Below are 26,096 nucleotides of genomic sequence, written 5' to 3'. Positions count from 1 at the left end.
TACGTCGCACGAGGATCGTCATGGCGGTGGCCGGTGCGCTCGCGCTGACGAGCGGTGTGGCCTGGAGCCAACTGGGCTACCAGACCGGCGGCAGTGTCATCGGCGATGACGTCATGTACTCGATCGGCGGCGGAAACGCCGTGTCGATGGGACGTGCGGCTGGCATGCGCTCTCTCGGGGTCGGCGTGGGCTGGAACAGCAACTTGATCTGCGGTGACATGAGCATCCAGACCACGTTGAAGAATCAGCTCAACGGCGTCACCAACGGCTTCCAGCAAATCATGTCATCGGTGATCCAAAGCGCCACCAGCGCGGTGGCGTCGTTGCCGGCACTGATCATTCAGCGGGCCGATCCCGGCCTCTACAACCTGCTCACCAATGGCGTGTTGCAGGCACGGCTCGATTTCGACCGCTCCAAGCTGACGTGCCGTGCCATGGCGGAGAGGATGGCCGAGACGGCGGGCGGGCAGCTCGGCTGGAGCCAGATGGCAGAAGGCTTGGCGCTGCGCGATGCGGTGTCGAGCACGGATGCGGTCTCGGCCGTCGAGCAGGCCGAGACGCGCCGCGGCAATGACGGTGTGCCGTGGGTCGGGGGCAGCAACGCGGGAGGCTCCGGCCAGCCCGCGATCAAGGTCGTCGGCGATGTCACCCGCGCCGGCTACAACCTGGTCAACGGCCGCGGCGTGACCGATACATCGTCCATCGCACCGACCAGTTGCAGCAGTCTCTCGTGCCAGACCTGGACCTCGCCGCAGGCCGCCGTCGAGTGGGCCACGCGCGTACTCGGCGAGAAGGAACAGCGCACTTGCGATGCCTGCACCAAGACCGAGACGACGCCCGGCGTAGGGCTGACGCCGTTGATCCAAGAAGAATACGACGCCAAGCTGCAGGCGCTCCAGGATCTGGTGTCCAAGGCGAAGAACACGACGCCCGAGAACCTGCGCGAGGCTGGCAGTGCATCGCTGCCCATCACCCGCGGCGTGATCGAGGCGCTGCGTGACGAGCCGGACCAGCACCTGCTGTCGCAGCGCCTGGCGTCCGAGGTCGCGCTGTCCTCCGTGCTGGAGAAGGCGCTGTTGCTACAGCGCACGCTGCTCACGGGCAAGAAAGAGCCCAACGTCGCGGCCAACGAGCTTGCGGTGGAGGCCGTGAACAAGGAGAGCGATACGCTCGACCGCGAGATCCAGAACCTCAAAACGGAACTGGAACTGCGCCGCGAGCTGGCCAACAACTCGCCGATGGCCATCATTCAGCGCCATAGCACGCGCGCTTCGGGTTCGCGCGGCATCTACGAGGGCGATCCGGTGCCCGACCGTCTCGACCAACTCCAGAAGGGCAATCCGGGAGGTCGGCCATGAGCGAGGCTCGCATGACTTGGCGTCCACTACGCTGGCTGTTCAGCCGGCACGCGGCGAAAACCCTGCTATGGCTTGTGCTGGTCGTGGCCGCCGCCGTAGGGGCCAACGTCGCGGGCATCTACCTGGTCGGCAGTGTCGCGGCCTGGGAGCGGTGGCTGGCGGCGTCCGCAGGGTATTTCTTCATCTGGCGACTGTGCCTGTACGGCGGTACGGCCTATGGATGGGTCTGGATGCGCCGTCGGCTGCTGGCCCGCGAAGACAGCACGCAGGCGCGACGTCGGCTGATCCGCGCAGAGGTCGCCGGCGTCCTTGCCATTGTGGCGCTCGAAGCCAGCCTGTTGATGCAGGCCGCTTGAGGGGAGATCGAGGCAATGACGCTTTTCACGACCGACTACCTGGAGTACTACCTCACCCTCGTGTCCTGGATCGTCAACAACGGCATCTGGGCCGTGCTGGTGTCCAGCGGGGTGTTTGCGCTGCCCTTTGTGGCGATCGTCATCCAGGAATGGCTCAAGGCCAGAGCGGAGGGCGCCGACGAAGGCAACAAGGGCGTGCTCTCGGCGGCGCGCATCGAGAACCGAGTATTTGTGGCCATCGTGGTCGTGATGTTCGCCGGCATTCCGTTCATCGACGTCGACCTCAGCACTATCCAGTACGACAGCTCGCGCTCGGCGCAGTGCCAGGTCAGCGTGCCGCAGCCCGCGCAAACTGGCTGGTCGCAGTCCTTCAGCACCATCAGCAACCAGTCGGCGAAGGTTCCGGTCTGGTGGGCTTTCATGCACGCGCTTTCGCGCGCCGTCACGAGCGCCTCGGTGGCTGCGATCCCGTGCGGCACGGATCTGCGGCAGATGCGGATGGAGATCGATGCCACACGCATCGACGACCCGGTGCTGGCCCAAGAAGTGGCGGATTTCACGCACGATTGCTATGGACCGGCTCGCGCCAAATTGTTCATGGCGCGGCCGGAGCTGGACGAAACGCAGATGAACGATGTGACCTGGATCGGTTCGAGGTTTTTCACGGACACGGGCGGTTACTACGACAGCTACCGCTCTAGCACGGCGCGCGAGGCATGGCCCTATGACGACACCCGCGACGCTGGGCTTGCGCAGGTTGCCAATGGTGGCGGCTACCCGACCTGCAGGCAGTGGTGGTCCGACGGCAGTAACGGACTGCGCGCGCGGCTGCTGGGGCAAGTGGACCCAAGCCTGCTGAATCGCCTGGCGGGCTGGGCTGGATTCCTGAGCCGGGCCGAGGTGGACGACTCCGTGATCCGCGCCATCGCGTCACCGCGGCAGCAGAAATTGAACCAAGGCAGCGTCTATACGGACTACGGCGGTCAGATCGACAAGACATTGCCCAATGTCGTCAACCGTGCCACCAGCGATGTTGGCTTGGCGGTTGGGGCTCTCGCCGCCTTCCCGGCAATGGACGTAGTGCGCCAAGCACTGCCCATGGTGCTCGCGCTGCTCAAGATGGCGCTCGTGATCTGCATTCCGCTAGTGCTGGTCGTGGGCACCTATGACCTGAAGATGGTCGTCACCGTCAGCACCGTCCAGTTCGCGCTGTTCTTCACGGACTTCTGGTTTCAGCTCGCACGCTGGATCGACAGCACCATCCTCGATGCGCTCTACGGGTGGGGCTTTGGCTGGAACCGGCCGCATACCAACTTCGACCCGCTGGTGGGGCTGAACAATGCCTTCGGCGACATGCTTTTGATGTTCGTCACCGGCACGATGTTCTTGGTCCTGCCGACTTTCTGGGTGGCAGCGCTTGGGTGGGTCGGAGTAAAAGCCGGGGTAATCGCTCAGAACCTGGCTGTCGGTTCCAAGGAAGCACGCGACAGCGCGGGATCAGGCGTAAACAAGGTTACCGGCAAGGTGCTTTGATCGGTCGCCCATTTCAGTCGTTGAACGGATCGTTCGGGTCGTGCGGGTCGATCCGCTGACCGCTGGACGAATACAGGCCAAAGCCTGCCTCGCCGTTTCGCAGTTCGTCCGGTTGCGTCCAGCGATCATCATTGACCGTCGAATTGCTGGCCGTCCATGCTGCGGCAACCCCAACCAGAAGCACCAACGCCAGCCAGAACGCGGCGTAGAACAGCAATCCCAGCGCGACCAGCTTCACTACCCATACGAGCACGGTGGCCCCGGCAAGCGGCATCCCCTTGGAGGCGAGCCAACACGACAACCTTCGCTCGCCGCGCGCATAGGCGCGCCATCCACGGCCAACGCTGCGGCCGAGGCGTTCTGCGGTGCTGATGCGGGTTGTCGTGTTCATGGTCGTCTCCTGCTACATGAGGAATGCCTATTCCAGTTTGCTCCAATCCTGCTTGCTTGCCTGCACCAATACGTTCCAATCGTCTGGTGGATTTCCACGTCCGAGCATTTTCTCGAACACGGCATAGGGATCTGACTTGCTCCCCGAAGACCGCAAGGTCTGCTCATCATTGACCCAGGCGTACACGATGACCTTGGCCTTCGAGTCGTACCGGAAGAACAACCGGAACCGCCTTCCGATCTTGGCCCTTCGCCAGTGCCGGTGGGCCAGCCCCAGGGTGTTGCCCTGGCGGTACTCGTCGCGTGCCGGATCACCGGGCACCACATCTAATATCAACTGGTTCAAGGCCCGGAAGAGCTTGACGTTGGCGTTGGACTCGAAGCCCTCCGGGTCGTTCTCCTGCGCGCGCCGTGCGGCTGCGTGCAGCTTCTGCAACTGCTCGATCACACAGTCGTGGAACAGCAATGCCCAGCCATGCCGTTGCATCAGAGTTCCACTTCGCCGTCGATTTCCTCGTCCAGCTTCACGCCGTGACCCGCTTGCTCCAGCATGGCGCGAGTTAGATCCTCGGGCAGACCATGGACGTTCCGGCCCGCCTCGATGTCGCGGGCCAGCAGACTCAGGAACGCACCGATGGCGGGGTCCTCGTGCTCGGCGTCGGCACGGGTCACGACGACTTCTCCGTCACGCAGGTCGAACGCAACCTTGCCGCCGGCATCGACACCGAGCGCCTGCCGGATGGGCTTGGGCAGCGTGATCTGGCCTTTGGAGGTCAGCGTGGCAACTTCATGAATGGCAGGCATGGCCGTTCTCCTAATAGCGATGCCCTGATGGTAAGGAATATTCCTTACCATGTCAATATGGGGTCTCATGGCGTCCTCCCGAGTCCAAGAATCGGCCCATCGTAGGGCGGGAACACCAAGCCTTCACGCATCAATCCGGCCCGCCGAACCTCGCATTGGCCGTGGACGGTCAATGCCCCACGCCCTATACCCAAATGGTTAAAGGCTAAAGGGCCGAAAGGGCAAGGGAATGGGGTGCAAGGGGAAAGGCCCTACCTCGAAAAGGCGAAAAGGCCCCCCGCTCGGCCCACCACCAGGACACCCGCATGCTCTTTCTGTTCCAGCGGAAACGACCTCCGGTCGCTGCCGCTCCGTCGCCAGCGCCCGCCCTCGATCTCCCGAAAGGGCTGCTGCGGCCCGAGTCGGCCGCATCGCTGCTGGCCACGCCGCGCCGGCAGAAGCTGCTGGAATACATCTGGCAGCGCACCTCCCTCTCGCGCAAGCAGTTCGTCACCCTGTACCGCACGCCGCTGGAACGATATGCCGAGCTGGTCCAGCAATTTCCCGCTTCCGAAAGCCACCATCACGCTTACCCGGGCGGCATGCTCGACCACGGCCTGGAAATCGTCGCCTACAGCCTGAAGCTGCGCCAGTCCCATCTGCTGCCCATCGGTGCCAGCCCCGAGGACCAGGCGGCGCAGTCCGAGGCCTGGACCGCCGCCGTCGCCTACGCGGCACTACTGCACGACATCGGCAAGATCGCTGTCGATCTGCACGTCGAACTCGCCGACGGCAACACCTGGCATCCCTGGCACGGGCCGCTGCTCCAGCCGTACCGCTTCCGCTATCGTGAGGATCGTGAATACCGCTTGCATAGTGCTGCAACAGGTCTGCTCTACCGCCAACTGCTCGATCGGCACGTCTTGGACTGGCTCAGTGGCTACCCGGCGCTATGGGCCCCGCTGCTCTACGTCTTGGCCGGACAGTACGAGCATGCCGGGGTCCTGGGCGAGCTTGTCGTGCAGGCTGATCGCGCTTCTGTGGCTCAGGAGCTGGGTGGTGATCCGGCCCGCGTCATGGCAGCACCCAAGCACGCACTGCAACGCAAGCTGCTCGACGGGCTGCGTTATCTGCTCAAGGAAGAGTTGAAGCTGAACCAGCCGGAAGCCTCCGATGGCTGGCTCACCGAGGATGGTTTGTGGCTGGTGAGCAAGACGGTTTCGGACAAACTGCGCGCACACCTCCTGTCTCAGGGGATCGATGGCATTCCTGCGAACAACACCGCCGTGTTCAACGTGCTGCAAGACCACGGCATGCTCCAGCCCACCTCGGACGGCAAAGCGGTCTGGCGCGCGACCGTGACCAGCACGACCGGCTGGTCCCATTCGTTCACCCTGTTGCGTCTCGCTCCCGCGCTGATCTGGGAGTCTGGCGAGCGACCAGCACCTTTCGCGGGCACGGTAGAGATCGACGCGACGCCCGCGGAAAACGACGCCTGCATGTCGGCTCCCGCGCCTACCGTCTCGGTGAACCCAGCGCAGGGAGGTCAAGAGCCTCCGATTTGGGAGGGCGACAGCACCACCATCGTTTCACCGCCCGCAGCCCAGCCCGTGCCCGACGTCATGGAGGATTTGCTCGCGATGGTGGGCTTGGGTGAGTCGGCCGGCGTTGGCCAGGATGCCGAGGAGTTCCTCCACACCCCCGCGCCAGCAACAGCCGCGACGTCCATTCCATCGCCTGCACCTGCACCCGCGCCTACGCCTGGGTCATCGGCAACGAAGCCATCCGGGGAACAGTTCATGGTTTGGCTGAAGCAGGGAATCGCCTCACGACGGCTCATCATCAACGACGCGAAGGCACTCGTGCATACGGTGAATGAGACGGCCTACCTGGTCAGCCCGGGTGTGTTCCAACGCTATGCGCAGGAGCATCCCGAAGTGGCCGCACTCGCCAAGCAGGAGAATCAACAGGATTGGCAGTGGGTGCAGAAGCGCTTCGAGAAGCTGCAGCTACATCGAAAGCAGCCCAATGGCCTGAACATTTGGACCTGTGAAGTCACGGGCCCGAGGAAGTCCCGCCGACTGCATGGCTACCTCCTCGAAGATGGGTCCTTGGCACTCGCCGAAATACCGCCCAACAATCCCTATCTTGCTCTGACTCAGGAAGGATGACGCGATTCGGGCATTGATCGCCACCGTCGTGTGGCGACGATCAATGCCCCGCGAAAATTGGCAACATTTGGCGAACTGAGCTACTCGGCCCGCGCCAACTCCTGTGCAAGGAACGGAGCGGTTCTGCTGCCAGACGTTCGGGCCACCTGCTGAGGGGAGCCCGCCACCACGATGCTGCCGCCGGCAGCGCCTGCACCAGGCCCCACGTCGATCACCCAATCGGCCTGGGCCACCGCGCGCATATCGTGTTCGATCATCACTACGGTATTGCCGGCATCGACCAGGCGCTGCAACTGCACCAGCAGCCGGTCGGCGTCCGACGCATGCAGCCCGGTAGTCGGCTCGTCGAGCACGTACAGGCTTCGGCCGCGCTGGCTGCGCTGAAGCTCGGTCGCCAGCTTGATGCGCTGCGCCTCGCCACCGGAAAGCTCAGTGGCTGGTTGTCCCAGGCGCAGATAGCCCAGTCCGATGTCGCGCAGCAGTTGCAGGGGCCTTGCCACCGCGTCTTCACCCGCGAAGAATTCGCTGGCCTCGTCCACGGTCATCTGCAGCACCTCGGCGATGTTGCGCCCGTTCCACTGCACCTTCAGCGTGGCCTCGTTGTAGCGCGCGCCATGGCAGGTCGGGCACGGCGCGTACACGCTGGGCATGAACAGCAGTTCCACGCTAACGAAACCCTCGCCCTCGCAAGTCTCGCAGCGCCCCTTGGCGACGTTGAACGAGAACCGTCCGGCATCATAGCGGCGGCGTCGAGCATCGGGCGTGGCAGCGAACAGCTTGCGCACATGGTCGAACAGGCCCGTGTAGGTGGCCAGGTTCGACCGCGGCGTGCGCCCGATCGGTTTCTGGTCCACCTGCACCAGACGCTGTACGGCGTCCACGTCGCCCGCCAGATGGCCGCCGGTCGCTTCGATCACTGCCGGCCCTTCGCTGGTGGCGCTTTCGGCTACATCGTCTTCCGGCTCGTGGCCCAGGTGCAGCAGCACCAGCTCCGGCAGGGCCTGCGCGACGAGGCTGGACTTGCCCGAGCCGGAGATGCCGGTGACGGCCGTCAGCACGCCCAGCGGAATGCGCGCATTCACGCCATGCAGGTTGTGGCGGTGAATGTCCTGCAGCTCCAGCCAGCCGGTCGCTTCGCGTGCCCGGCTTCCCGGCGCGGGGATCTCATCGAACAGGTAGCGTGCAGTACGCGATTCGGCAATCTTGCGCAGGCCATCCGGCTCGCCGCTGTAGAGCACGCGGCCGCCACGCTCCCCAGCATCCGGCCCGACATCCACCAGCCATTGCGCGCGGCGCATCAGGTCCAAGTCGTGCTCCACCACGAACACCGAGTTGCCGGCGTCGCGCAGCCGGTCGAGCGCGTCGTACAGGGCCTGGCTATCGGAGGGGTGCAGGCCCGCGGAGGGCTCGTCGAGCACGTACACGACACCGAACAGCAGGGAACTCAATTGCGTGGCCAGCCGCAGGCGCTGCAACTCGCCGGCCGAAAGCGTCGGCGTGGCCCGGTCCAGCGTCAGGTAGCCCAGGCCCAGCCCACGCAGTTGGCGCAGGCGTGCCATCACGCCACCGGCCAGGCGCTGCGCGGCGAGGCGCTTTTCTTCCGATAGCGCCGAGGTGCGGCGCACGTCGGGCGATACCGCATGGACGGCGCGGCCGGAGGCCGCGCGTTCGGCACGGTCGCGTCGGGTCGCTTCCTTGTCCGTAGCCGCCCCCGCTGCATGGGCGCGGAAATCGCCCTGGGCGATGGGTTCGAGCAAGGCCGCCAACTGGTCCAGCGGCATCTGCATGAACGCGCCGATGTCCACGCCGGCGAAGGTGACCGACAGCGCCTCGGGCTTGAGCCGCTTGCCGTGGCAGGTGGGGCACGGTTTGCCCTCCATGAACCGGGACACGCGCTTTCTCATCAACGCGCTCTGGGTGTTGGCAAAGGTGTGCAGCACGTAGCGCCTGGCGCCGGTGAAGGTGCCCATGTAGCTCGGCTCCATCTTGCGCTTGAGCGCGGCGCGGGTTTCGGCGGGCGTGAAGCCGGCGTACACCGGCACCGTCGGTGTTTCCTCGGTGAACAGAATCCAGTCGCGATCCTTCTTCGGCAGGTCCTTCCACGGTCGGTCAACGTCGTAGCCCATGCTGACCAGGATGTCGCGCAGGTTCTGGCCTTGCCAGGCGGGGGGCCAGGAGGCGATCGCCCGCTCGCGGATGCTCAGGGAGGGATCGGGCACCATGATGGCCTCGGTCACCTCGTACACATGGCCCAGGCCGTAGCAGGTCGGGCACGCTCCCTGCGGCGTGTTGGGCGAAAAATCCTCGGCGTACAGCATCGGCTGGTTGGCCGGATAGGCGCCGGCGCGCGAATACATCATCCGCACCAGGCTGGACAAGGTGGTCACACTGCCCACGGAGGAACGCGCGTTGCTGGAGCCCCGCTGCTGCTGCAGCGCCACCGCCGGCGGCAGGCCGTCGATCGCATCGACGTCCGGCACGCCGGCCTGCTCGATCAGTCGCCGCGCATAGGGGGCCACCGACTCGAAGTAGCGTCGCTGGGCCTCGGCATAGATGGTGCCGAAGGCCAGCGAGGACTTGCCGGAGCCGGAGACACCCGAGAACACCACCAGCGCGTTACGCGGGATGGAGACGTCCACCTCCTTGAGGTTGTTCTCGCGCGCACCGCGCACTTCCACCATGCCGCTGGCCGCAGCGGTACAAGAGGATTCACCGAAAGAATTGTTTGGCAAGTTTTTATCCTGTAGTTCGTCCCGCTCAGGACGGGACTTCCTGAGTTCGGGTGCCGCGGCGGCTGGCTTCGAGCACTGCGGTGACAGTGCGGGCGTCGTAGCTGCCGCGCAGACGACGACCCTCGACGAAGAACGTCGGCGTGGCGTGCGCACCGCTGGCGACCGCACTGGCGAGGTCGCGCTCGACACGCTCGATCACCGCAGGGCTGTCGAGATCCGCGATGAACCGTTCGACGTCGAGCCCAAGCTCGGCGGCGTAGCCGATCAGATGCTCGCGCTCCAGCGCATGCTGACGGGTGAACACGAAGTCCAGCCACGGCCAGAACATCCCCTGGTTCGCCGCTGCCTCGGACGCCCGCGCGGCAATCGGCCCGTGCGGGTGGTGCGGCAGATGGCGCACCACATACCGCAGGTCGTCACCGAAGTGGGCGCGAAGATCGTCCCACGAACCGGTGGCGTGCGCACAGTACGCGCACTCGAAGTCCACGTACTCGACGAGTGTGAGCTGGGCGTCCTCCGGCCCGCGGATGTGATCGATCTCCGGATCGACCGGCGGCTCAAGCACCATCGGCAGGTCAGCGGTCTTCTCACCCCACCGCTGGGCGGCGACCTTGAAGATCAGCCACCCGAGCAACGTGGCGAACACCATCGACACGAGCACGCCGACCGTCGCCTGGCGGCCCAGGTCGGAGGTCGTGCCGAACGCGAGCCCGATGATCAGCAGCGACACGGTGAAGCCGATCCCGGACAGCGCCGCCCCACCGAACACGCTCCCCACCCCGACGCCCTCGGGCAGCCGGCCCAGGCCGAGACGGACGGCGACGAGCGTGGTGAGCCCGATGCCCAAGAGCTTGCCGAGCACGAGCCCTGCGATGACGCCCCACGTGACTGGCGAGCCAAAGGCCTCGGCGAGCAGCCCGCCACGCACGTCCACCCCGGCGTTCGCCAAGGCGAAGATCGGCACGATCAGCAGCGCCGTCGGCAGCCGCAGGAACTCGTGCAATCGCTCGTTCACCGAGATACCCCGGGACAGCCCGCAGTCCACCGCGCGGGCCGATGCGGCACTCGGCGACTGCCAGAAGTCACGGAACAACTGTCTTGCCGCAACGACCCCGTGACGTTGCGTCGCATAGGCGGGGATCAGCAGCCCCGCGGCCATCCCGGCGAGGGAGGCATGGATGCCGGAATACACGGTTGCGAACCACAGCACGATCACGATCAACACATACGGCGTCGCCCGCCACTGGCGGGTGCGCCCCAACAACCACAATCCAACGAGGCTGGCGAGGGCGATAAGCAACGGGACGATCCGGATCTCCTCGCTATAGACGATGCCGATGATGGACACTGCGAGGAAGTCATCGACCACGGTCAGGGTGAGCAGGAACACGCGCAACTGACCCGATAGCCGCGGGCCGACGATCGCCAAGGTGCCCAGCATGAACGCCGTATCGGTGCCGACCACCGCACCCCACCCGTGCAGGCCCTCACTTCCGGCTAGTTTCACGATCAGGACATACACCAGCGCGGGAAGCACGACTCCCGTGACCCCCGCGATCAGGGCGAGGCGGGCACGGCTGCGGTCACGGAGCGATCCGTGGGCGAACTCCTGACGCACCTCCAGTCCGATCAGGAAGAAGAAGACGACCATCAGGCCGTCGTTGACCCAGTGATGCAGATCCATGTGTAGGCGCAGTGGCCCGAAGTTGAACCCGACGTCTAGGTGCCACAACTCGAAATAGGCGTTAGATAGCGGCGAGTTCGCCCACACGAGCGCCACAACCGTGACGATCACCAGCAGCACCGCAGCGCCAGACTCCGTGCGTAGATAGTGGGCAACGCGTCTCCGTCTGATATGCGCCGAGGACTCACCAAAAGAAGAGGCTGGCATGTGCTTATCCTGTAGTTTGTGAGATCACGATGGGCAGGTTTCGGAGGCGACCGGTCAGGCGTCCGCCTCTGGCAGCGTCCCATCATCCAGCGAGCGCAGCCAAGTAAGCCATTCTCCCAGCCTGCGCTCAACACCTCTGTCCGTTGGCTGATACCAGCCCGGCCGCGCCACGCCCTCGGGAAAGTAGCTTTGCCCAGCGGCGTAGCCGTTGGGCTCGTCAGGAGCGTAGCGGTAGCCTTCGTGATACCCCATCTGCTGCATCAGCTTCGTCGGCGCATTGCGAAGATGGAGAGGCACAGGCAGGGAGCCGCTGTTCTTGACGAAGGTCTTCGCCTTGTTCCAGGCGGCATAGGCAGCGTTCGACTTGGGGGCGGCAGCAAGGTAGGTCGCCGCGTGGGCAATCGGTATTTCGCCTTCGGGGGAACCCAGCCTCTCATAAGCCAGCGCGGCATTGAGCGCCAGTTGCAGCGCCTGCGGGTCGGCATTGCCGATGTCTTCGCTGGCCACTACCACCATGCGGCGGGTCACCTGGCTGACGTCGCCGCTACCGTCAAGGATGCGGGCCAGCCAATACAGGGCCGCATCAGGGTCGGAGCCCCGTAGCGACTTGTGGAAGGCTGAGAGCTGCCAGTAGAACTCGTCACCGCCCTTGTCGAACCTGCGCAGCGATGGACTGGTGGACAGCTTGGCGGACTGGCCATCGACCACGGTCTTGCCAGCGCCCGACGCCGCATTCGTCACCTGCTCAAGCAGATTGAGGAAGCGCCTGCCATCGCCATCGGCAAAGCCCTTGAGCAGATCCAGCGCGTCCGCGTCCAACGTGACGCCCTGGAGATGCGGCAGTGCGCGTTCGTAGAGTTGGTTCAGTTCGTCGCTGGACAGCGGTTCGAGGGTATAGACCTGCGCGCGCGAGAGCAGTGCGGAATTGACCGCCAACCCCGGATGCTCGGTCGTCCCCCCCACCAGGGTCAGGAGCCCCGACTCGACATGGGGCAGCAGGGCATCCTGCTGCGCCTTGTTGAAGCGATGGATCTCATCGACGAAAAGCACCGTCGATCGACCATGGTTGTCCAGTTCGGCCTGGGCCTCGTCGATGGCTTGCCGGATGTCCTTCACCCCGGCCAGCACGGCCGAGATGGCGATGAATCGGCTGTCGGTCGCACTGGCGGCCAGGCGCCCTAGGGTGGTCTTGCCCACGCCTGGCGGCCCCCAGAGGATGAACGAGTGCAACTTGCCCGCCTCGAACGCGAGACGCAGCGGCTTGCCGGGGCCGAGCAAGTGCCGTTGCCCGACGAATTCGTCCAGCGTCTTGGGCCGCAGGAGTTCGGCCAAGGGAGGCTTGGGCTTTGTCGTGAATAGATCGGTCAAGTTCCTCTCCCTGGCATTTCTGATAGTTGACGTTCCGATAAGGTGGGCACCTCAATCCAGAGAGCCGGATTTATCCAACGCCGTGGGCTCTTTGTCGGCAATCGCATGCATGATGATGCGAGAGCCGCGGTAGCCGATGCTGTGGTTCCATACCCAGCTCAAAGCGACACTGAGACGATTTCGCGTGCCGATCAGAAAGTAGATGTGCGCCAGCTTCCAGATCCACCACGCAAAGGCACCACGCAGCTTCACCCGCCCCATGTCAATCACCGCCAGGCTGCGGCCGATGGTGGCCAGGTTCCCCTGATGCCGGTATTTGAAAGGCCCGTCAGCGGGCTTGCCCTTCAAACGCCGTCCAATCAGGTTAGCGACGTACTTCCCTTGCTGTTTGGCGGCCGGGGCGATGCCCGGCACGGGCTTCCCATCGGCCATGGTGCACGAGGCTGTATCGCCGATGGCGAAGACCTCCGGGCGACCGGCCACCGTCAGGTCAGGGCCAACGACCACTCGACCAGCACGATCAGACGCAGCGCCCAACCAGCGAGCCGCGGGAGACGCCTGGACTCCGGCGGCCCAGACGATGGTCTTGGCCGAAAGGGGCTTGCCGCCATACACCACGCCGTCGGCCGAGCATTCGGTGACCGGAGTACCCAGCACGACCTCGACCCCGAGTTTTTCGAGTGCCTGGCGCGTATAGGCCGAAAGATCCTCTGGAAAGACCGACAACAGACGCGGGCCAGCCTCGATCAGTACAACCCGCGATGTGCTCGGGTCGATCGAGCGGAAGTCACGCGCCAGCGTGTCTCGTGCCAGCTCGGCGATGGTTCCGGCCAATTCAACCCCGGTGGGACCACCACCGATGATGACGAACGTCTGCAGCGCGGCACGCTGCTGAGGATCGCTCGTGCGCTCAGCTTCCTCGAAAGCCGCGAGGATTCGGCCCCGAATGGTCGTGGCATCTTCCAGCGTCTTCAACCCCGGCGCGAAAGCCCCCCATTCGTCGTGTCCGAAGTAGGCATGGGTAGCACCTGTCGCGAGCACGAGCGTGTCGTAGGTTTGCCGCATTCCATTGTTGAGAATGACCTGACGCGCGTCCTGGTCGATACCTTCCACTTCCGCCATCAAGGTGTTCACTTCCGGGCGATTTCGGAAGAGATAGCGAATAGGCCAGGCGATCTCGGATGTCGAAAGTGACGCACCTGCGACCTGGTAAAGCAAGGGTTGGAACAGGTGATGATTGCGCCGATCGATGATCGTCACATCGACCTCGACACCAGCAAGCTGGTTGGCAACCTCGATCCCGCCGAAGCCCGCTCCGATAATGACGACGTGATGTCGGTTTTTGGAGGTCTTTGTCATGACCTGATCTCCTCTCTCAGCGTTTCAGCGCCGATGCGTGGTGTGCCATATGCTCGCCAATGAAGCTGGCAATGAAGTAGTAGCTGTGGTCGTAGCCTGGGCGCAGATTCAACGTGAGCGGGTGCCCCGTCTCGTCGCAGGCTTTGCGCAGCAGGTCGGGCTGAAGCTGGCTCTCCAGGAACTCGTCGCCCAAGCCCTGATCAACCAGCAACGGCAAACGCTCCTGCACGGTGCGAATCAGCTCCACGGTGTCGTACTGCTTCCACACTTCCCGATCGCTGCCCAGGTACGCCTCGAAGGCCTTGTGCCCCCAGGGAACCTGGGTGGGGGCGACGATGGGCGAGAAGGCCGAGACGCTTCGATAACGGCCCGGGTTGCGCAGGGCGATGACCAGAGCGCCGTGTCCTCCCATGGAATGGCCGCTGATGCTCCGCTCCGCTGTCACGGGAAAGTGGGCCTCGATCAGCGCCGGCAATTCCTGCACGACGTAGTCGTACATCCGATGATTCGCAGCCCAGGGTTCCTGTGTGGCGTTGACGTAGAAACCCGCCCCCTGTCCGAGGTCATAGGCAGGATCGTCGGCAACGCCTTCGCCGCGAGCACTGCTATCGGGCGCGACGACGGCAATGCCATGTTCGGCCGCGTAGCGCTGGACGGCGGCCTTGGTGATGAAGTTCTGCTCGGTGCAGGTGAGGCCTGAAAGCCAGTACAGCACCGGCACCTTGCCGTGCTGTGCCTGCGGAGGCAGATAGACGCCGACCTTCATCGTGCAACCGAGCGTCGTGGATTCATGCTGATAAACGTCCTGCCAACCATCAAAGCTGGCGTGATGTTCGATGCGTTCCATGTAGTTCTCCTATGTTCAAAGGAACGGCGCAGCTCTCGCGCGCCAGGACGGCAGCTCGTCAGGAAGATTTCTCTTCCGCTGCCGTGTCGCCGTGGGCGTGTCTGATCCTGCGCACGATCCACCAGATCGTCAGCATCACCGCAGGCACCAGAACCGCCATCACCGGCGCCACGCTGTCGTGAACCATCGGAATGCCCTTGAGCAAATAGCCGAGAAGACTCACGACGTAATAAGAAATTGCCGCGACCGACAGGCCTTCGACGGTTTGCTGAAGGCGCAATTGCATCTTGGCCCGGTTGTTCATCGACGCAAGCAGATCGCGGTTCTGGCGTTCAAGCTCGACGTCGATCCAGGAACGCAGCAACGCGATGGCCCGGGTCAGCTTGTCGGAGAGCTTGGTCTGGCGCTCCTTTACGGATTGGCATGTCCGCATGGCGGGAGCGATGCGACGCTGCAGGAAATCCGCCCAGGTGCAGTACCCGGATACGGCCTCTTCCGAAAGCGCTGCCAGCCTTTCCTCGACGATCTCGTAGTAGGCACGACTGGCGCCGAAGCGATAGAGATTCGCCGCAACGCCAGCTTCCAGTTCGGCAGCCAGGCCGGTCAATTCGGACAGCAGCACGTCGCTGTCGCGCCGTTCCACCAAGCTCGTACACATCTCGTCGGTGATCGCCGCAAGGCGCGACTCCATGCGCCGCAGCTCCGACGTCATCGACCGCGTCAACGGCAAGGACAGCAACGCCAAGGTACGGTAGGTCTCGATCTCCAGCAGACGTTGAGCCAGCGCACCCGCCCGCGCCGGGGTCAAATCGCGGGCAAGGACGAGGATCTGCGTCAGGCCATCCTCATCCTGTCGGAAGTCGGTGAGGATGGCGGCAGAGCCGTTCTCCACCAGCGAGTAGCACAGGCTGGCAGGATCGAAGCGATCGGCCTCCTTCTCCGTTTCCGGCGTCCATGGAAGAAGTCTCAAACGGATGCCGGATACGACCGGGCCGGGAGGAACAAATCCATGCTTGAACGGATTTTCGCCGCACGGCTCTCCCGTCTCGGAATCCAGCGAAGCGCACCAGAGATACGTTGAGAACTCGGTGTGCTTTTCACAGTGCAGGTCTCCCTCATCCCATGTCATGCCGTGAAGCGGCGTAGCGTGGTCGGGCTCGGCAACGCCGAAGCGATGAGACAACTCACTCATCGCCATCTGATCCCTGGCCTGATCGCCTTCGGTCATGAAAGCGAGCTGCAATATGCCGCGGGGGGCCTGAATCAACAGATGCGGGCGCGCATGCACTTCACCCACGGCCGCAGCACGATCGGCATAGGCCGGCATGCCGTACACGGTGGCGGTCGGGGCGGGTTGTACGGTCGTCGCATTGATGTTGGCCGGCTCTTGCATAACGACCTCATTTCTCATTGGTTGAAAAACACGCTTCAAAGCAAATGCCCGCAGCCATGCGTTTCGCACATGGCTGCGGGCCGATCTTCATGAGCAGGCACCGCTCTACACGGTCCGTCTAATAGGCTCGCCGTATAGAGGCTTGTGCTGGCCCTTTCAGAACGCCCTCAGCTTCCTTGCTTTCAGACGAAGGTGTACGAGCAGACCTTGTTGCCCGCCGGATCACGCAGGTAGGCCGCATAGGCACCCGGCAGGTGACCACGTGCGCCAGGCTGGCCCTCGTCGGTGCCGCCTGCGGCAAGGCCGGCAGCATGGAAGGCATCCACTTCGGCGGGAGTGGCGGCCGCAAAGCCGATCGTCACGCCGTTGCTGGAGGGCGCTTCACCATTGCCCGGACGGGCGATGATGAAAGCCGGCTTTTCGCGACCGAAAAGTACCCATCCGTTGTTGAAAGGACCGAGGTTCTTGATGCCAAGAGCACCCAGAGCGGCGTCGTAGAACGCGACCGACTTCTGAAGGTCGGCAGCGCCGATAAAAATGTGCGAAAAGATGCCATCGCCAGAAATGACAGGAGTGGACATGATTAATTTCCTTGGTGGTTGGTGTTGAATGGGTAGTGGGCGGTCAGTAGTGGATCACCGTGCGAATCGACTTGCCTTCATGCATCAGGTCGAAGGCCTTGTTGATGTCGTCGAGGCCCATGGTGTGGGTGACGAACGGGGCGAGATCGATCTCGCCTTTCATTGCGTCCTCCACCATGCCGGGAAGTTGAGTGCGGCCCTTGACCCCGCCGAAAGCCGAGCCCTTCCAGGTGCGACCGGTGATCAACTGGAACGGGCGCGTCGAAATTTCCTTGCCTGCACCAGCCACGCCGATGACGATCGACTGGCCCCAGCCACGATGTGCTGCTTCTAGTGCCGAGCGCATCACGTTGACGTTGCCGATGCACTCGAAGGTGTGATCGACACCCCAACCGGTCATCTCGATGAGAACCTCGTGAATCGGCTTGTCGAAGTCCTTCGGGTTGAGGCATTCGGTCGCGCCGAAGGTACGAGCCAGCTCGAACTTCGCTGGATTGGTGTCGATGGCGATGATGCGACCTGCCTTGGCCTGGCGTGCCCCCTGAATCGCAGCGAGCCCGATGCCGCCGAGGCCGAAGATGGCCACAGAGTCACCCGGCTGAACCTTGGCCGTGTTGTGAACAGCGCCGATGCCGGTGGTCACACCGCAACCCAGCAGGCAGACATGCTCGGGATTGGCGTCCGGGTTGATCTTGGCCAGCGAGACTTCGGCCACCACCGTGTATTCGCTGAAGGTCGAGCAGCCCATGTAGTGGTAGATCGGCTGGCCGTTGTAGCTGAAGCGGGTGGTGCCATCGGGCATCACGCCCTTGCCCTGGGTGGCGCGCACCGCGACACACAGGTTGGTCTTGCCGGACTTGCAGAACAGGCACTCGCCGCACTCGGCGGTATAGAGGGGAATGACGTGATCGCCAGGCTTCACGCTGGTCACACCTTCACCCACCTCCACGACGATACCCGCACCTTCATGACCCAGCACGACCGGGAAGAGACCTTCGGGGTCGTCGCCCGACAGGGTGAAGGCGTCGGTATGGCAAACGCCGGTGTTCGTGATCTTGATGAGCACCTCGCCCTTGCGCGGCGGCTCGACGTCGATCTCGACGATTTCCAGCGGCTTTCCTGGCCCGAAGGCAACTGCTGCACGTGATTTCATGATGTCGCTTCCTTTACTAGCTAACTAAATTTGCCCTCACCGAGGGCACCCTGGTGCCTCTACCGCAGATAGGAGCGGACGATAGAGATGGTCTCGTCAATGGACTTGTTCTGCGAATCGCTCCTGATTTCGCTACTGGGAAACTCTTCCCGCAGATAGCTCTCCAGAACGGTTGCCATCAATCCGTTGACTGCCCCACGAACGGCCGCAAGCTGCTGAAGAATTGCAGGGCATTCCGCACCTGCATCGAGCGCTTGCTCAAGAGTCGCTACCTGACCTTTGATGCGCCGGATGCGCGTCAGGGCTTGCTTCTTTTCTTCCGGGCTGTGTGGCATCGAACACCTCTCTACTTGGGTACACCGCCGCATTATACAATACTCCACCATAGTATATGCGGCCGAACTTCGCCACAAATTCTGTGCTCTTCGAGCACTATTACAGGCTAGTACAGATTTGTTCCCAAGAAGCGCAAAACATTCAAATCAATGAATATTTCTTGCATGTATCGACAGCATCGGGGCAAGTTCAAAACCGGTCAAACTGGAAAAATCTATGCGCAGATAGATATGGCCTATCTAAGCCAACTCATCGAGCTGAAGCTATCAAGATGAGACCGGCTAGGCGACCTGACGACCCGAGTACCGAGCCTTCCTCAGTGCAGGCAACATCTGGCCGTCCCAGTCACGATCGACCGCAACCTGGGCCTGTTCCTGGTTTCGTTCGAGGGCTTCAACGTCCAGATCAGCAATCGCCCATGTCTGCGTGCCGCAAGTCGTCGCGAGAATGCCATCCTCCGGGAATCCGCGATCCATGGGTGCATAGATCGTGGCCTCGCCAGTATTCGTGTCCAGCGCCGGGCTCCAGTCAGCAGCTCCGGTCGTCACGGCCTGCGCGATGAACATTCGGTTCTCCAGTGCCCGCGCCATGCAGCCCACACGGACCCGGGTTGCACCTGCTTGGGTGTCGGTACAGCTCGGGACCAGCAGCAGGCGCACTCCCGCCTCTCGCTGGGCTCGCACGGGCAATGGAAACTCACTGTCATAGCAAACAGCGATGCCGGCACGCACGCCTTTCAAATCGAACACCTTCAGTTCGTCGCCACCCTCGATGACGCCGGCGTCTTTCTCGAACCCCGTCAACTGCAATTTGTCTTGGTAGTCGCGTGTGCCGTCAGGCGCAAACCACCAAGCCCGGTTGCGGTAGCGGTCCAATCCAACCTGGGTCAAAAACGTACCGGCCTGAATGGTCATGCACAACTCGCGCGACAGGTCGGCATACAGTGCCAGCCACGCAGGCTGCAAGGCCTGCAGCGCGGCCAGAGAGGCGTTGAAATCATGGCGGATGCCAGGCTCGAACGTTGCAGCCAGTTCGAGGGATAGATACTCGGGCAACACGGCCAGTTCCGCCCCGCCACGGCGCGCCTCCTCCAGAACCAGCCGCTGCCGCGCAGCAAATGCCTCGAAGCCCGCGGGCTGACCCACTGAGTATTTCGCAACTGCTACTTTCATTTCGCGTTCTCCAGGGAGTGCAGCCACATCGTGAGCGTCTGCTCGGTTTCGCTCGGCTCACCCACCTGCTTCCAGGGCAGCGTAACCTTCATGTCCGACTGCCGCACGTAGCCGCGACGGGTCCAGAAGGGGTCATTACTGCGGTAGTTGGAAGGACGCCGGAGATCGTCGTCTGCACGATCCACCGACGCGAACGATGCCCACTGCATGCCGCCCAACGAACGGGCATGCGCTTCGCGCTCGTCAAAGAAGCGATGGCCCAGGCCAAGGCCCCGGAAGGCCGGGAGCAGGACTGATTCGCCACAGTAAAACACTGCCTCCACCGGGATTCCTCGATCGGCGAACGGCACATGGAAGGCCGGCTCCGCATCGCCGAGCGGCAACCCCGTGGACGCACCCACGACCACATCATCAGCGAGCGCGAGTACCAGCAGGCTGTCTGCCGAACGGGCGTACATGGCGAGGTAGTGCTTCTCGTATTCGGTGTCGCCCTCGTACAGGTAAGGAAAGCTGCGGAAGACGCTCGCCCGCAGGCCTGCCACGGCATCGAACCATTCGGCAATGTCCGGGCCACGACGAACCAGCACCTGCACGTCGCTGGTCATTTCAGGCGTCCCCTCCAACCTGTGCGATCCAGTCGCCGAGGTTGTAGTAGTTGGTGACACGAGCGATCTTGCCATCGCGGATCTCGAAGAACGCGCCGCCCGGCAGCACGTAGCGCTGGCCCTGGGCTTCCGGCAGCCCGTCGTCCGTCACCTTGTATTCGCCATGCACCACGTACTCCGCGCCTGCACGCAGGCCGTCGGCGCTGACCATCACCACGATCCCGCGCAGTTGCTCGCCATAGCAGCGGTCCATGCGCTGCAGGAAGGCGCGGAAGGCTTCGCGACCGACCTCACGAGCGCCCTGGTTCAAGTCGTGCGCGACGTCATCGGTCAACATTGACAGCATGGCCTCGCGGTCGCCGCGGTTGAAGGCGTCGTAGTAGGCAGTGATGAGAGTCGCAGCGTTCATTCGCGTTCCTTGTTGGGTTGTTCGGAGCGGAGCATTCCGGGGTGTTGTCAGTCTGGGCAACCGCGCTCTCCTTGTATATGGAATTGTTGCGATTTTATAATTCCACAATCTGGAACAATTAACGAGCAGCGAAACCGGCCATGAGGCGTGCGTCATGAACAAAGAAATGGAACTACTGCGCATCTTTCGGGTGGCGGCCGAAAGCAGCAGTTTTCGCGATGCGGCCGTCCGGCTGGGGACTTCTCCGCAAGGTGTAACCCGTGCCATCCAGCAACTGGAGCAACACTACGGCGAGGTGTTGTTTCATCGAAGCACGCGCCAGGTGCGCATCACCGCCTTCGGCGAAGGGCTGCTAGACCAAGTGCGCCCCGCATTGGAGCGGTTCGAGGATCTGTGGCGAACGCCTAGCTCCGACCAGCAGGCCTCTCTGTCCGGTACGGTTCGCATCACCGCACCGCACAGCTTGGGCACCAGAGCGGTGCTACCGGCACTGGAGCGCGTGGCCGCGCGTCATCCCGGCATCACGCTGGATGTGCGCCTGTCCGATCGCATCAGCAATACGGTTGACGAAGGGATTGACGTCGGGATCAGGGTCGGATTCATGCGCGATAGCCGCTTCGTCGCACGCAAGGCCGCCGACATGAGACTCCCCATCGTTGCCGCTCCGCGCCTGATCAAGAAAGTGGGCGTACCTGCAAACATCGATGCGCTAAGCAGCCTGCCAGTTACCGTGGCCTTGGATATCAATACCGGCCGTCCCTGGCCTTGGCACTTCAAGGCGGGACGCCAGTGGACACCTACCGCACCCACTCTCGTCGCCGACAATGCCGACATGGAAATGGGAGCGGCGCTGGCCGGGATCGCGTTCGCGCAACTGGCGGACTACATGGCCGCCCCCTACATTGCCAGCGGGAAGCTCGTGCGAGTGCTGGAGAACGAAGAACCTCCGGCATGGGGGTTGTACGTCTATCGGCCTCAGCGTGGCCCCATTCCGGGAAGGGTTCGAGCGGTATTTGATGAAATGCTGGTCGCCGTTGGATCGTTGCCAGCTTTGCGCTGACACGTCGCAAGACGCTGTAGGGCACACATCTTGGAAAGCGGGGCACTGAGCCTCGGCGGCTCACCCCTCCGGTTGAATGATGAACCGACCGTCTGCCCGCTTGCCCCAGATGCAGATCGGTCGGCCATGCAACCCAATGCCGGCGAACGATTAGATGTAAATGAATTGCCGGTACAACCCATCCAACTGACGACGAATGTCTTCGACGCGCTGCTCGTCACCGGTATCGGTAAATTCGAGTAGCTGCTGTTCCTTGGCAGTGATCTGATCGCAAAGGTCGGACAAGTTCTCGCAGAAAGCCTCGGAATGAACGGTGGGCTCCTCCGTATTCGTCTCTTCCCCTGCTAGTTTTCGCACAGACGAGGCTGGAGAAATCCCATTTTCCTCGTTAAAGGCAATTTGAAGCTGCCTGCGCCTATTGGTCTCATCGATCGCCTGCTTCATCGCCGGCGTCACCGCGTCGGCGTACAAGATCGCCTTGCCGTTTTCATTCCGAGCGACTCGACCGATCATCTGAATGAGCGCATGGGCCGAACGCAAGAACCCTGCACGGTCTGCATCGAGAATGGCAACCAATGATGCCTCTGGAATATCCAGCCCTTCGCGCAAAAGACTAATCCCAATCAAAACATCGAACTCTCCTGCGCGCAGGCCATTGATGATCTCAACACGATCCTCCGCTTTTATGTCCGAATGCATGTAGCGCGCTCGAATCCCGTTGTCCGTCAAGAAATCCGTTAGCTCTTCTGCACTGACCTTCGTCAGCGTAGTCACAAGCACTCGATTCTTTCTCTTCACGCACTTCGATATTTCGGCAAGCAGGTCATCTATGTATCCATCCGCTTTCCGCACTTCAACCTTGGGGTCAAGCAGTCCCGTTGGCCTGATAACCTGTTCGACAACCCTGCCTTTCGACACCCTCAGCTCGTAGTCGCCCGGAGTAGCGGAAACAAAGATGGTCTGAGGCTTGACCTTCTCGAACTCGTCAAAGTTCAATGGCCGGTTGTTCTTCGATGAAGGCAAACGGAACCCGTAATCGATCAGCGTGTCCTTGCGCGCCTGATCCCCCCGGTACATTGCGGATATCTGTGGCACCATGACATGAGATTCATCGACGAACAGCAGCCCGTCTTTCGGCAAATAATCCAGCAACGTGATCGGAGGAGAAGCTGCGTCTCGGTCGCTGAAGTAGCAGGAATAATTCTCCATCCCCGAGCAATAGCCGACCTCGCGCATCATTTCCACGTCATGCGTGATCCGCTCGTACAGCCTGATTGCCTCGACCAAGCGATTATTCCTGTTCAGCTCGGCAACCCGCTCTTCCATATCAGCGAGTATCTTTTTGGATGCAGAATCTATTTTGTTCGTGGGCGGCGCGAAAAGCGTTTTTGGCGAAACCAAATAATGGTCTATCTCTCCCAACGTCTTGCCGGTAACAGGGTCCATCCATTGGACAGACGCAACAGTGTCATCCAACAGTTCCACCCGAACCGCCCTGTACTCGGAATCAGCGGGGAAAATGTCAATCACATCACCTTGGACGCGGAACGTTGCACGCTTGAGAGTGCGCTCCGTGCGATCATATTGCAGCAAAGCCAAGCGACGAATTAGCTCTCTCTGGTTTAGTTTGACCCCAGGGGACAGAGCGATCTGTAGCGCTCGGTATGCATCTGGATCACCCAGGCCGTAGATTGAAGACACCGAAGCGACGACGATCACGTCACGACGCTCAATCAAGGATTTGGTCGTGGACAGGCGCAGGCGCTCAAGGTGGTCATTGATGGCCGAGTCCTTTGGAATGAAACGATCGGTGCCCGGCATATAGATTTCGGGCTGAAAATAATCGTAGTAGGAAACGAAGTACTCGACCGCGTTCTCAGGAAAGAAGTGCTTCATTTCACCATAAAGCTGCGCGGTCAACGTCTTGTTAGGAGCCAAGATCAACGTAGGCCGCTTCAGACGATGAATCACATTGGCCATGGTGAAGGTCTTACCTGAGCCGGTGATACCTTTCAGCGTCTGGTGCGTCGCACCTTCTTCTATGTCCGACAGCAGGCGCGCTATCGCCTCTGGCTGGTCCCCCGCCGGCGTATAGTTGGAGTGCAGAATAAACATACCGGTTGACATTAGATATCTCCTAATTGAGCTACTTCAATTTGTCCTGATGTATCGGCTATTCCAGAAGACCTATAGCAGTACCAAACTGGGGTGTAAATGACGGCGATCCTGCCGCGCCCCACCTGGGCGTAGGCGTCGCCAACATGATAGCCCAGCACATGGGCGGGCTTCCCAGTGCATATCCGCCGATCGCCACGACGTCAGCCAGCGGCCCGTCTGCCAATGCACCTGGAGCCACTCGCCTCGTTGAGCGCTGACATCGAGCCGTGGCGGGCGAGGTTGCTCTGTACGCCCAATGTGTGGCGCCGGCTCCCGCCGATACGCGCCTTTGTCTCTCTCAGCCCTCCAGACGAGGCGTTGGAAACGTGGAGCTACGTCAATGTCATCAACTTAAGGAATTTTTCCTATAAATATCATATAATTAGCGCTAAATTCAGCGCATAGGAGAAACCCTTTTGGCCCCTCATTCCACACCGTTTGACACCGCCCAGCAAACCCTGGCTTGAAAATTGTACAAAAAATAACCAGTCAGCTCGATTGTCCCGACTTCATCGATACCCACCGCCAGCGCCCTCACGACTTTACCCGCCGACGCCAACTGACCTTCAAGAACCTCGTCCTGTTTTTGCTCAATCAGCCACGCACCGCCCTGCAAACCGAGCTCGATCAGTTCTATCGCGTGCTCAACCAGGCCTCGGCCGAGACCCAGGTGGTCACCGCGCAGGCCTTCAGCAAGGCGCGCGGCAAGCTCAAGCCCGAGGTCTTCGAGAGCCTCAACCAAACCCTTCAGCAACAGCTCGACAGCCTCGGGCTGCGCCAGACGTGGCGCGGGTTACGGGTACTCGCCGTGGACGGCTCGACCGTCCATTTACCGCTGGAGTCGGTCATGACGCGCTTTTTCGGCTGCCATAGCGAGTTTCCCGTTGCCCGTCTGTCCATGCTCTACGACGTCGCCGACGGCCAGACGCTACACAGCCTGATCGTGCCATCCGCAGTCGGCGAGCGCGATTGCGCCCATCTGCACCTCGAGCATCTGCCCGCTGACAGCCTGACGTTGTTTGATCGCGGCTACCCCGGACACTGGCTGTTTGCGCTGTTCGAGCAGCACCGGCGACATTTCCTGATGCGCCTGCCGTGTGGCTACAACGCGCAGGTCAAACAGTTTCTCCGCTCGGGGCAGACAGAAGACACGCAGTTCTTCTCTGCCAGTCATCCCGAGGCGCGCCTGTTCTGTACCGAGGCCGGCGTCGATCCCGCGGGCCGGGTCGAATTGCGCCTGATCCGGGTCGAGCTAGCCAGCGGTGAAAGCGAAGTGCTGCTGACCTCCCTGCTGGATCGACAGGCCTTCCCGGCCGAGGTGTTCGCGGATCTTTACCACCGCCGCTGGGGCATCGAAACGGACTACCGCCGCCTCAAGCAGACCCTCTGCCTCGACAACTTTAGCGGCCGTAGCGTGACGGCCGTGAAGCAGGACTTTCATGCCGGGCAACTGCTGAAAAACCTAGCGCTGCTGATGCAACATCTGCTGCAACCGGTCATCGAGCAGCGCCACAAAGGCCGCAAGCTGCGCTGGAAGGTCAACTTCACCCAAGGGGTGTCACGCCTCAAGAACACCCTGGTCGACCTGCTGGTACGCCCCGGTGTGCAGGGGCTGGCCAACGTGATGGAGTTGATGGCCAACAGCCTCAGCGCTGTGCGCCCGGGCCGCAGCTTCCCGCGCCAGCGTATGCGCCTGGCCAGTCGCGGCTGCGAGGGCTACAAACCGACGCGCTAAGAACAAGCAGCACCCGAACTGCACCGCAAAAAAGCTGGCCAGACAGCGGCCGGCACGCGCTCGCCCGGAAAACGAGAAATCCCGCCCGCCGAGGCGAACCGGCATCCATTAAGCTGGCGTCTGGGTCGCACATGCGCTGAACTGGGGAGCAAAACCAGTGAAGGCACTGCTGCAACCGCGCGTCCAAGCCCCGGGATTTCTTGCCCCGGCCAGGGCTGGGGGCTTAAGTTGATGACATTGGGAGCTACGTCGCCCCTCTAAAGATGCACGATCTCAACATTCGGCCATTTGCCTGCAAGGTACTCGGCCACTAGCCTCCGATGGCAGTGATGGGGCTTGTCTTCGCTGCAAAGCAGGCAACTGTTATCAATCTTTTCTTTATCGATTGACTCAATCTTTCGGGACGACATTAAATCCAGAAATTTACTGGCGTAGATATCCCAATCTCCCCCTTTTATTTTATATTCCTCGAACATGTCTTTGGTTGGAGCAAGTGCTGGTAGATGTTCATATTCCATCCCACACAACGCCTCGGAAAAATATCGAAGATCCTCGCGTTTAGCGAATCCGGCCAATTGCGAAACATTATTCAGGCGAACATCGACAAGGCGCTTGGCACCAGAAGCACTTAACTTGGTGAAGAAGGACCGCGCGGAGGTCTTAGTGAATCCAATCGTGAATATCTTCATCTGCCTTATTCCCCTCGT

The 26,096-nt window shown here is 62.1% G+C and carries 23 protein-coding genes; 6 read left to right on the top strand and 17 right to left on the bottom strand.

The window, feature by feature from the left end; translation table 11 throughout:
- The first annotated feature begins 20 nt into the window (after nt 1–20).
- The 3 genes from AC1RKI_RS16840 to AC1RKI_RS16830 are packed head-to-tail and all read left to right on the top strand — an operon-like array spanning nt 21 to nt 3,247.
- Nucleotides 21–1,358 carry an integrating conjugative element protein gene (locus AC1RKI_RS16840; RefSeq protein ID WP_009876614.1) on the top strand — a complete coding sequence of 446 codons (1,338 nt, stop codon included), beginning with the start codon at nt 21–23 and terminating at the stop codon, nt 1,356–1,358.
- Entirely contained in the window at nt 1,355–1,714 is a 360-nt protein-coding gene (locus AC1RKI_RS16835) for a hypothetical protein (RefSeq protein WP_009876615.1), read from the top strand. Before AC1RKI_RS16840 ends, AC1RKI_RS16835 begins: the two co-directional genes overlap by 4 nt.
- 15 nt (nt 1,715–1,729) lie before the next feature.
- Nucleotides 1,730–3,247 carry a conjugal transfer protein TraG N-terminal domain-containing protein gene (locus AC1RKI_RS16830; RefSeq protein ID WP_011871458.1) on the top strand — a complete coding sequence of 506 codons (1,518 nt, stop codon included), beginning with the start codon at nt 1,730–1,732 and terminating at the stop codon, nt 3,245–3,247.
- 13 nt (nt 3,248–3,260) lie between these two features.
- Here the strand turns inward: AC1RKI_RS16830 and AC1RKI_RS16825 are convergent, their stop codons facing one another.
- From AC1RKI_RS16825 to AC1RKI_RS16815, 3 genes are read right to left on the bottom strand one after another with little or no spacing between them, the layout of a single operon-like run.
- Nucleotides 3,261–3,638, bottom strand: a complete 378-nt coding sequence (locus tag AC1RKI_RS16825; RefSeq protein ID WP_011871459.1) for a DUF3742 family protein — start codon at nt 3,636–3,638, stop codon at nt 3,261–3,263.
- A 27-nt stretch (nt 3,639–3,665) separates the two neighbouring features.
- The gene (locus tag AC1RKI_RS16820) at nt 3,666–4,124 is read right to left on the bottom strand and encodes a type II toxin-antitoxin system YhaV family toxin (RefSeq protein ID WP_009876618.1); all 459 of its coding nucleotides are present in this window, start codon (nt 4,122–4,124) and stop codon (nt 3,666–3,668) included.
- Complete coding sequence (locus tag AC1RKI_RS16815) at nt 4,124–4,441, bottom strand: type II toxin-antitoxin system PrlF family antitoxin (protein ID WP_009876619.1); 318 nt, start codon at nt 4,439–4,441, stop codon at nt 4,124–4,126. Before AC1RKI_RS16815 ends, AC1RKI_RS16820 begins: the two co-directional genes overlap by 1 nt.
- A gap of 305 nt (nt 4,442–4,746) precedes the next feature.
- Between AC1RKI_RS16815 and mobH the strand changes: the two genes are divergently transcribed.
- Nucleotides 4,747–6,591, top strand: a complete 1,845-nt coding sequence (gene mobH, locus AC1RKI_RS16810; protein WP_009876620.1) for a MobH family relaxase — start codon at nt 4,747–4,749, stop codon at nt 6,589–6,591.
- Nucleotides 6,592–6,671: 80 nt separating this feature from the next.
- On the opposite strand, the gene AC1RKI_RS16805 is transcribed toward mobH, so the two are convergent.
- From AC1RKI_RS16805 to AC1RKI_RS16750, 12 genes are all read right to left on the bottom strand, one after another.
- Nucleotides 6,672–9,323 (bottom strand): excinuclease ABC subunit UvrA, encoded by a 2,652-nt coding sequence (locus AC1RKI_RS16805; RefSeq protein WP_020924950.1) that lies wholly within the window; start codon nt 9,321–9,323, stop codon nt 6,672–6,674.
- A gap of 25 nt (nt 9,324–9,348) precedes the next feature.
- On the bottom strand, nt 9,349–11,214 hold the full coding sequence (gene nhaA, locus AC1RKI_RS16800; RefSeq protein ID WP_011871462.1) for a Na+/H+ antiporter NhaA: 1,866 nt from the start codon (nt 11,212–11,214) through the stop codon (nt 9,349–9,351).
- Between the two features lie 54 nt (nt 11,215–11,268).
- A complete protein-coding gene (locus AC1RKI_RS16795) occupies nt 11,269–12,582 on the bottom strand; it encodes a replication-associated recombination protein A (protein ID WP_023106336.1) in 1,314 nt (437 codons plus the stop codon).
- A gap of 51 nt (nt 12,583–12,633) precedes the next feature.
- Nucleotides 12,634–13,941: an NAD(P)/FAD-dependent oxidoreductase gene (locus tag AC1RKI_RS16790; protein ID WP_011871464.1), complete on the bottom strand. Its 1,308-nt coding sequence runs from the start codon at nt 13,939–13,941 to the stop codon at nt 12,634–12,636.
- Nucleotides 13,942–13,957: 16 nt separating this feature from the next.
- Nucleotides 13,958–14,788, bottom strand: a complete 831-nt coding sequence (fghA, locus tag AC1RKI_RS16785; RefSeq protein WP_011871465.1) for an S-formylglutathione hydrolase — start codon at nt 14,786–14,788, stop codon at nt 13,958–13,960.
- A 58-nt stretch (nt 14,789–14,846) separates the two neighbouring features.
- Nucleotides 14,847–16,181, bottom strand: a complete 1,335-nt coding sequence (locus AC1RKI_RS16780; protein WP_023106334.1) for a DUF3422 family protein — start codon at nt 16,179–16,181, stop codon at nt 14,847–14,849.
- Nucleotides 16,182–16,363: 182 nt separating this feature from the next.
- Nucleotides 16,364–16,762: a VOC family protein gene (locus tag AC1RKI_RS16775; RefSeq protein ID WP_017514589.1), complete on the bottom strand. Its 399-nt coding sequence runs from the start codon at nt 16,760–16,762 to the stop codon at nt 16,364–16,366.
- A 43-nt stretch (nt 16,763–16,805) separates the two neighbouring features.
- Complete coding sequence (locus AC1RKI_RS16770) at nt 16,806–17,915, bottom strand: S-(hydroxymethyl)glutathione dehydrogenase/class III alcohol dehydrogenase (RefSeq protein WP_007182549.1); 1,110 nt, start codon at nt 17,913–17,915, stop codon at nt 16,806–16,808.
- A 59-nt stretch (nt 17,916–17,974) separates the two neighbouring features.
- On the bottom strand, nt 17,975–18,250 hold the full coding sequence (gene frmR / locus AC1RKI_RS16765; RefSeq protein WP_007182548.1) for a formaldehyde-responsive transcriptional repressor FrmR: 276 nt from the start codon (nt 18,248–18,250) through the stop codon (nt 17,975–17,977).
- A 282-nt stretch (nt 18,251–18,532) separates the two neighbouring features.
- Nucleotides 18,533–19,423 (bottom strand): carbon-nitrogen hydrolase family protein, encoded by an 891-nt coding sequence (locus tag AC1RKI_RS16760; protein WP_007182547.1) that lies wholly within the window; start codon nt 19,421–19,423, stop codon nt 18,533–18,535.
- Nucleotides 19,420–20,028, bottom strand: a complete 609-nt coding sequence (locus AC1RKI_RS16755) for a GNAT family N-acetyltransferase (RefSeq protein WP_007182546.1) — start codon at nt 20,026–20,028, stop codon at nt 19,420–19,422. Before AC1RKI_RS16755 ends, AC1RKI_RS16760 begins: the two co-directional genes overlap by 4 nt.
- Before the next feature lies 1 nt (nt 20,029).
- Entirely contained in the window at nt 20,030–20,437 is a 408-nt protein-coding gene (locus AC1RKI_RS16750; protein ID WP_017514126.1) for a ketosteroid isomerase-related protein, read from the bottom strand.
- A gap of 154 nt (nt 20,438–20,591) precedes the next feature.
- Here AC1RKI_RS16750 and AC1RKI_RS16745 point away from each other — a divergent pair, with 154 nt between their 5' ends.
- On the top strand, nt 20,592–21,497 hold the full coding sequence (locus AC1RKI_RS16745; RefSeq protein WP_020924945.1) for a LysR family transcriptional regulator: 906 nt from the start codon (nt 20,592–20,594) through the stop codon (nt 21,495–21,497).
- A 150-nt stretch (nt 21,498–21,647) separates the two neighbouring features.
- Here AC1RKI_RS16745 and uvrB read toward each other — a convergent pair whose 3' ends face one another.
- On the bottom strand, nt 21,648–23,624 hold the full coding sequence (gene uvrB, locus AC1RKI_RS16740) for an excinuclease ABC subunit UvrB (RefSeq protein WP_020924944.1): 1,977 nt from the start codon (nt 23,622–23,624) through the stop codon (nt 21,648–21,650).
- Between the two features lie 493 nt (nt 23,625–24,117).
- Between uvrB and AC1RKI_RS16735 the strand changes: the two genes are divergently transcribed.
- Complete coding sequence (locus AC1RKI_RS16735; RefSeq protein WP_020924943.1) at nt 24,118–25,389, top strand: IS4-like element ISPa45 family transposase; 1,272 nt, start codon at nt 24,118–24,120, stop codon at nt 25,387–25,389.
- Nucleotides 25,390–25,646: 257 nt separating this feature from the next.
- On the opposite strand, the gene AC1RKI_RS16730 is transcribed toward AC1RKI_RS16735, so the two are convergent.
- Nucleotides 25,647–26,078, bottom strand: a complete 432-nt coding sequence (locus AC1RKI_RS16730) for a DUF488 domain-containing protein (RefSeq protein ID WP_023835768.1) — start codon at nt 26,076–26,078, stop codon at nt 25,647–25,649.
- Nucleotides 26,079–26,096 lie beyond the last annotated feature (18 nt).

The sequence above is a fragment of the Cupriavidus sp. GW822-FHT06G04 genome, from assembly GCF_058799075.1.
The sequence above is the reverse complement of the archived record's forward strand: the minus strand, read 5'-3'. Positions and strand labels throughout refer to the sequence as shown.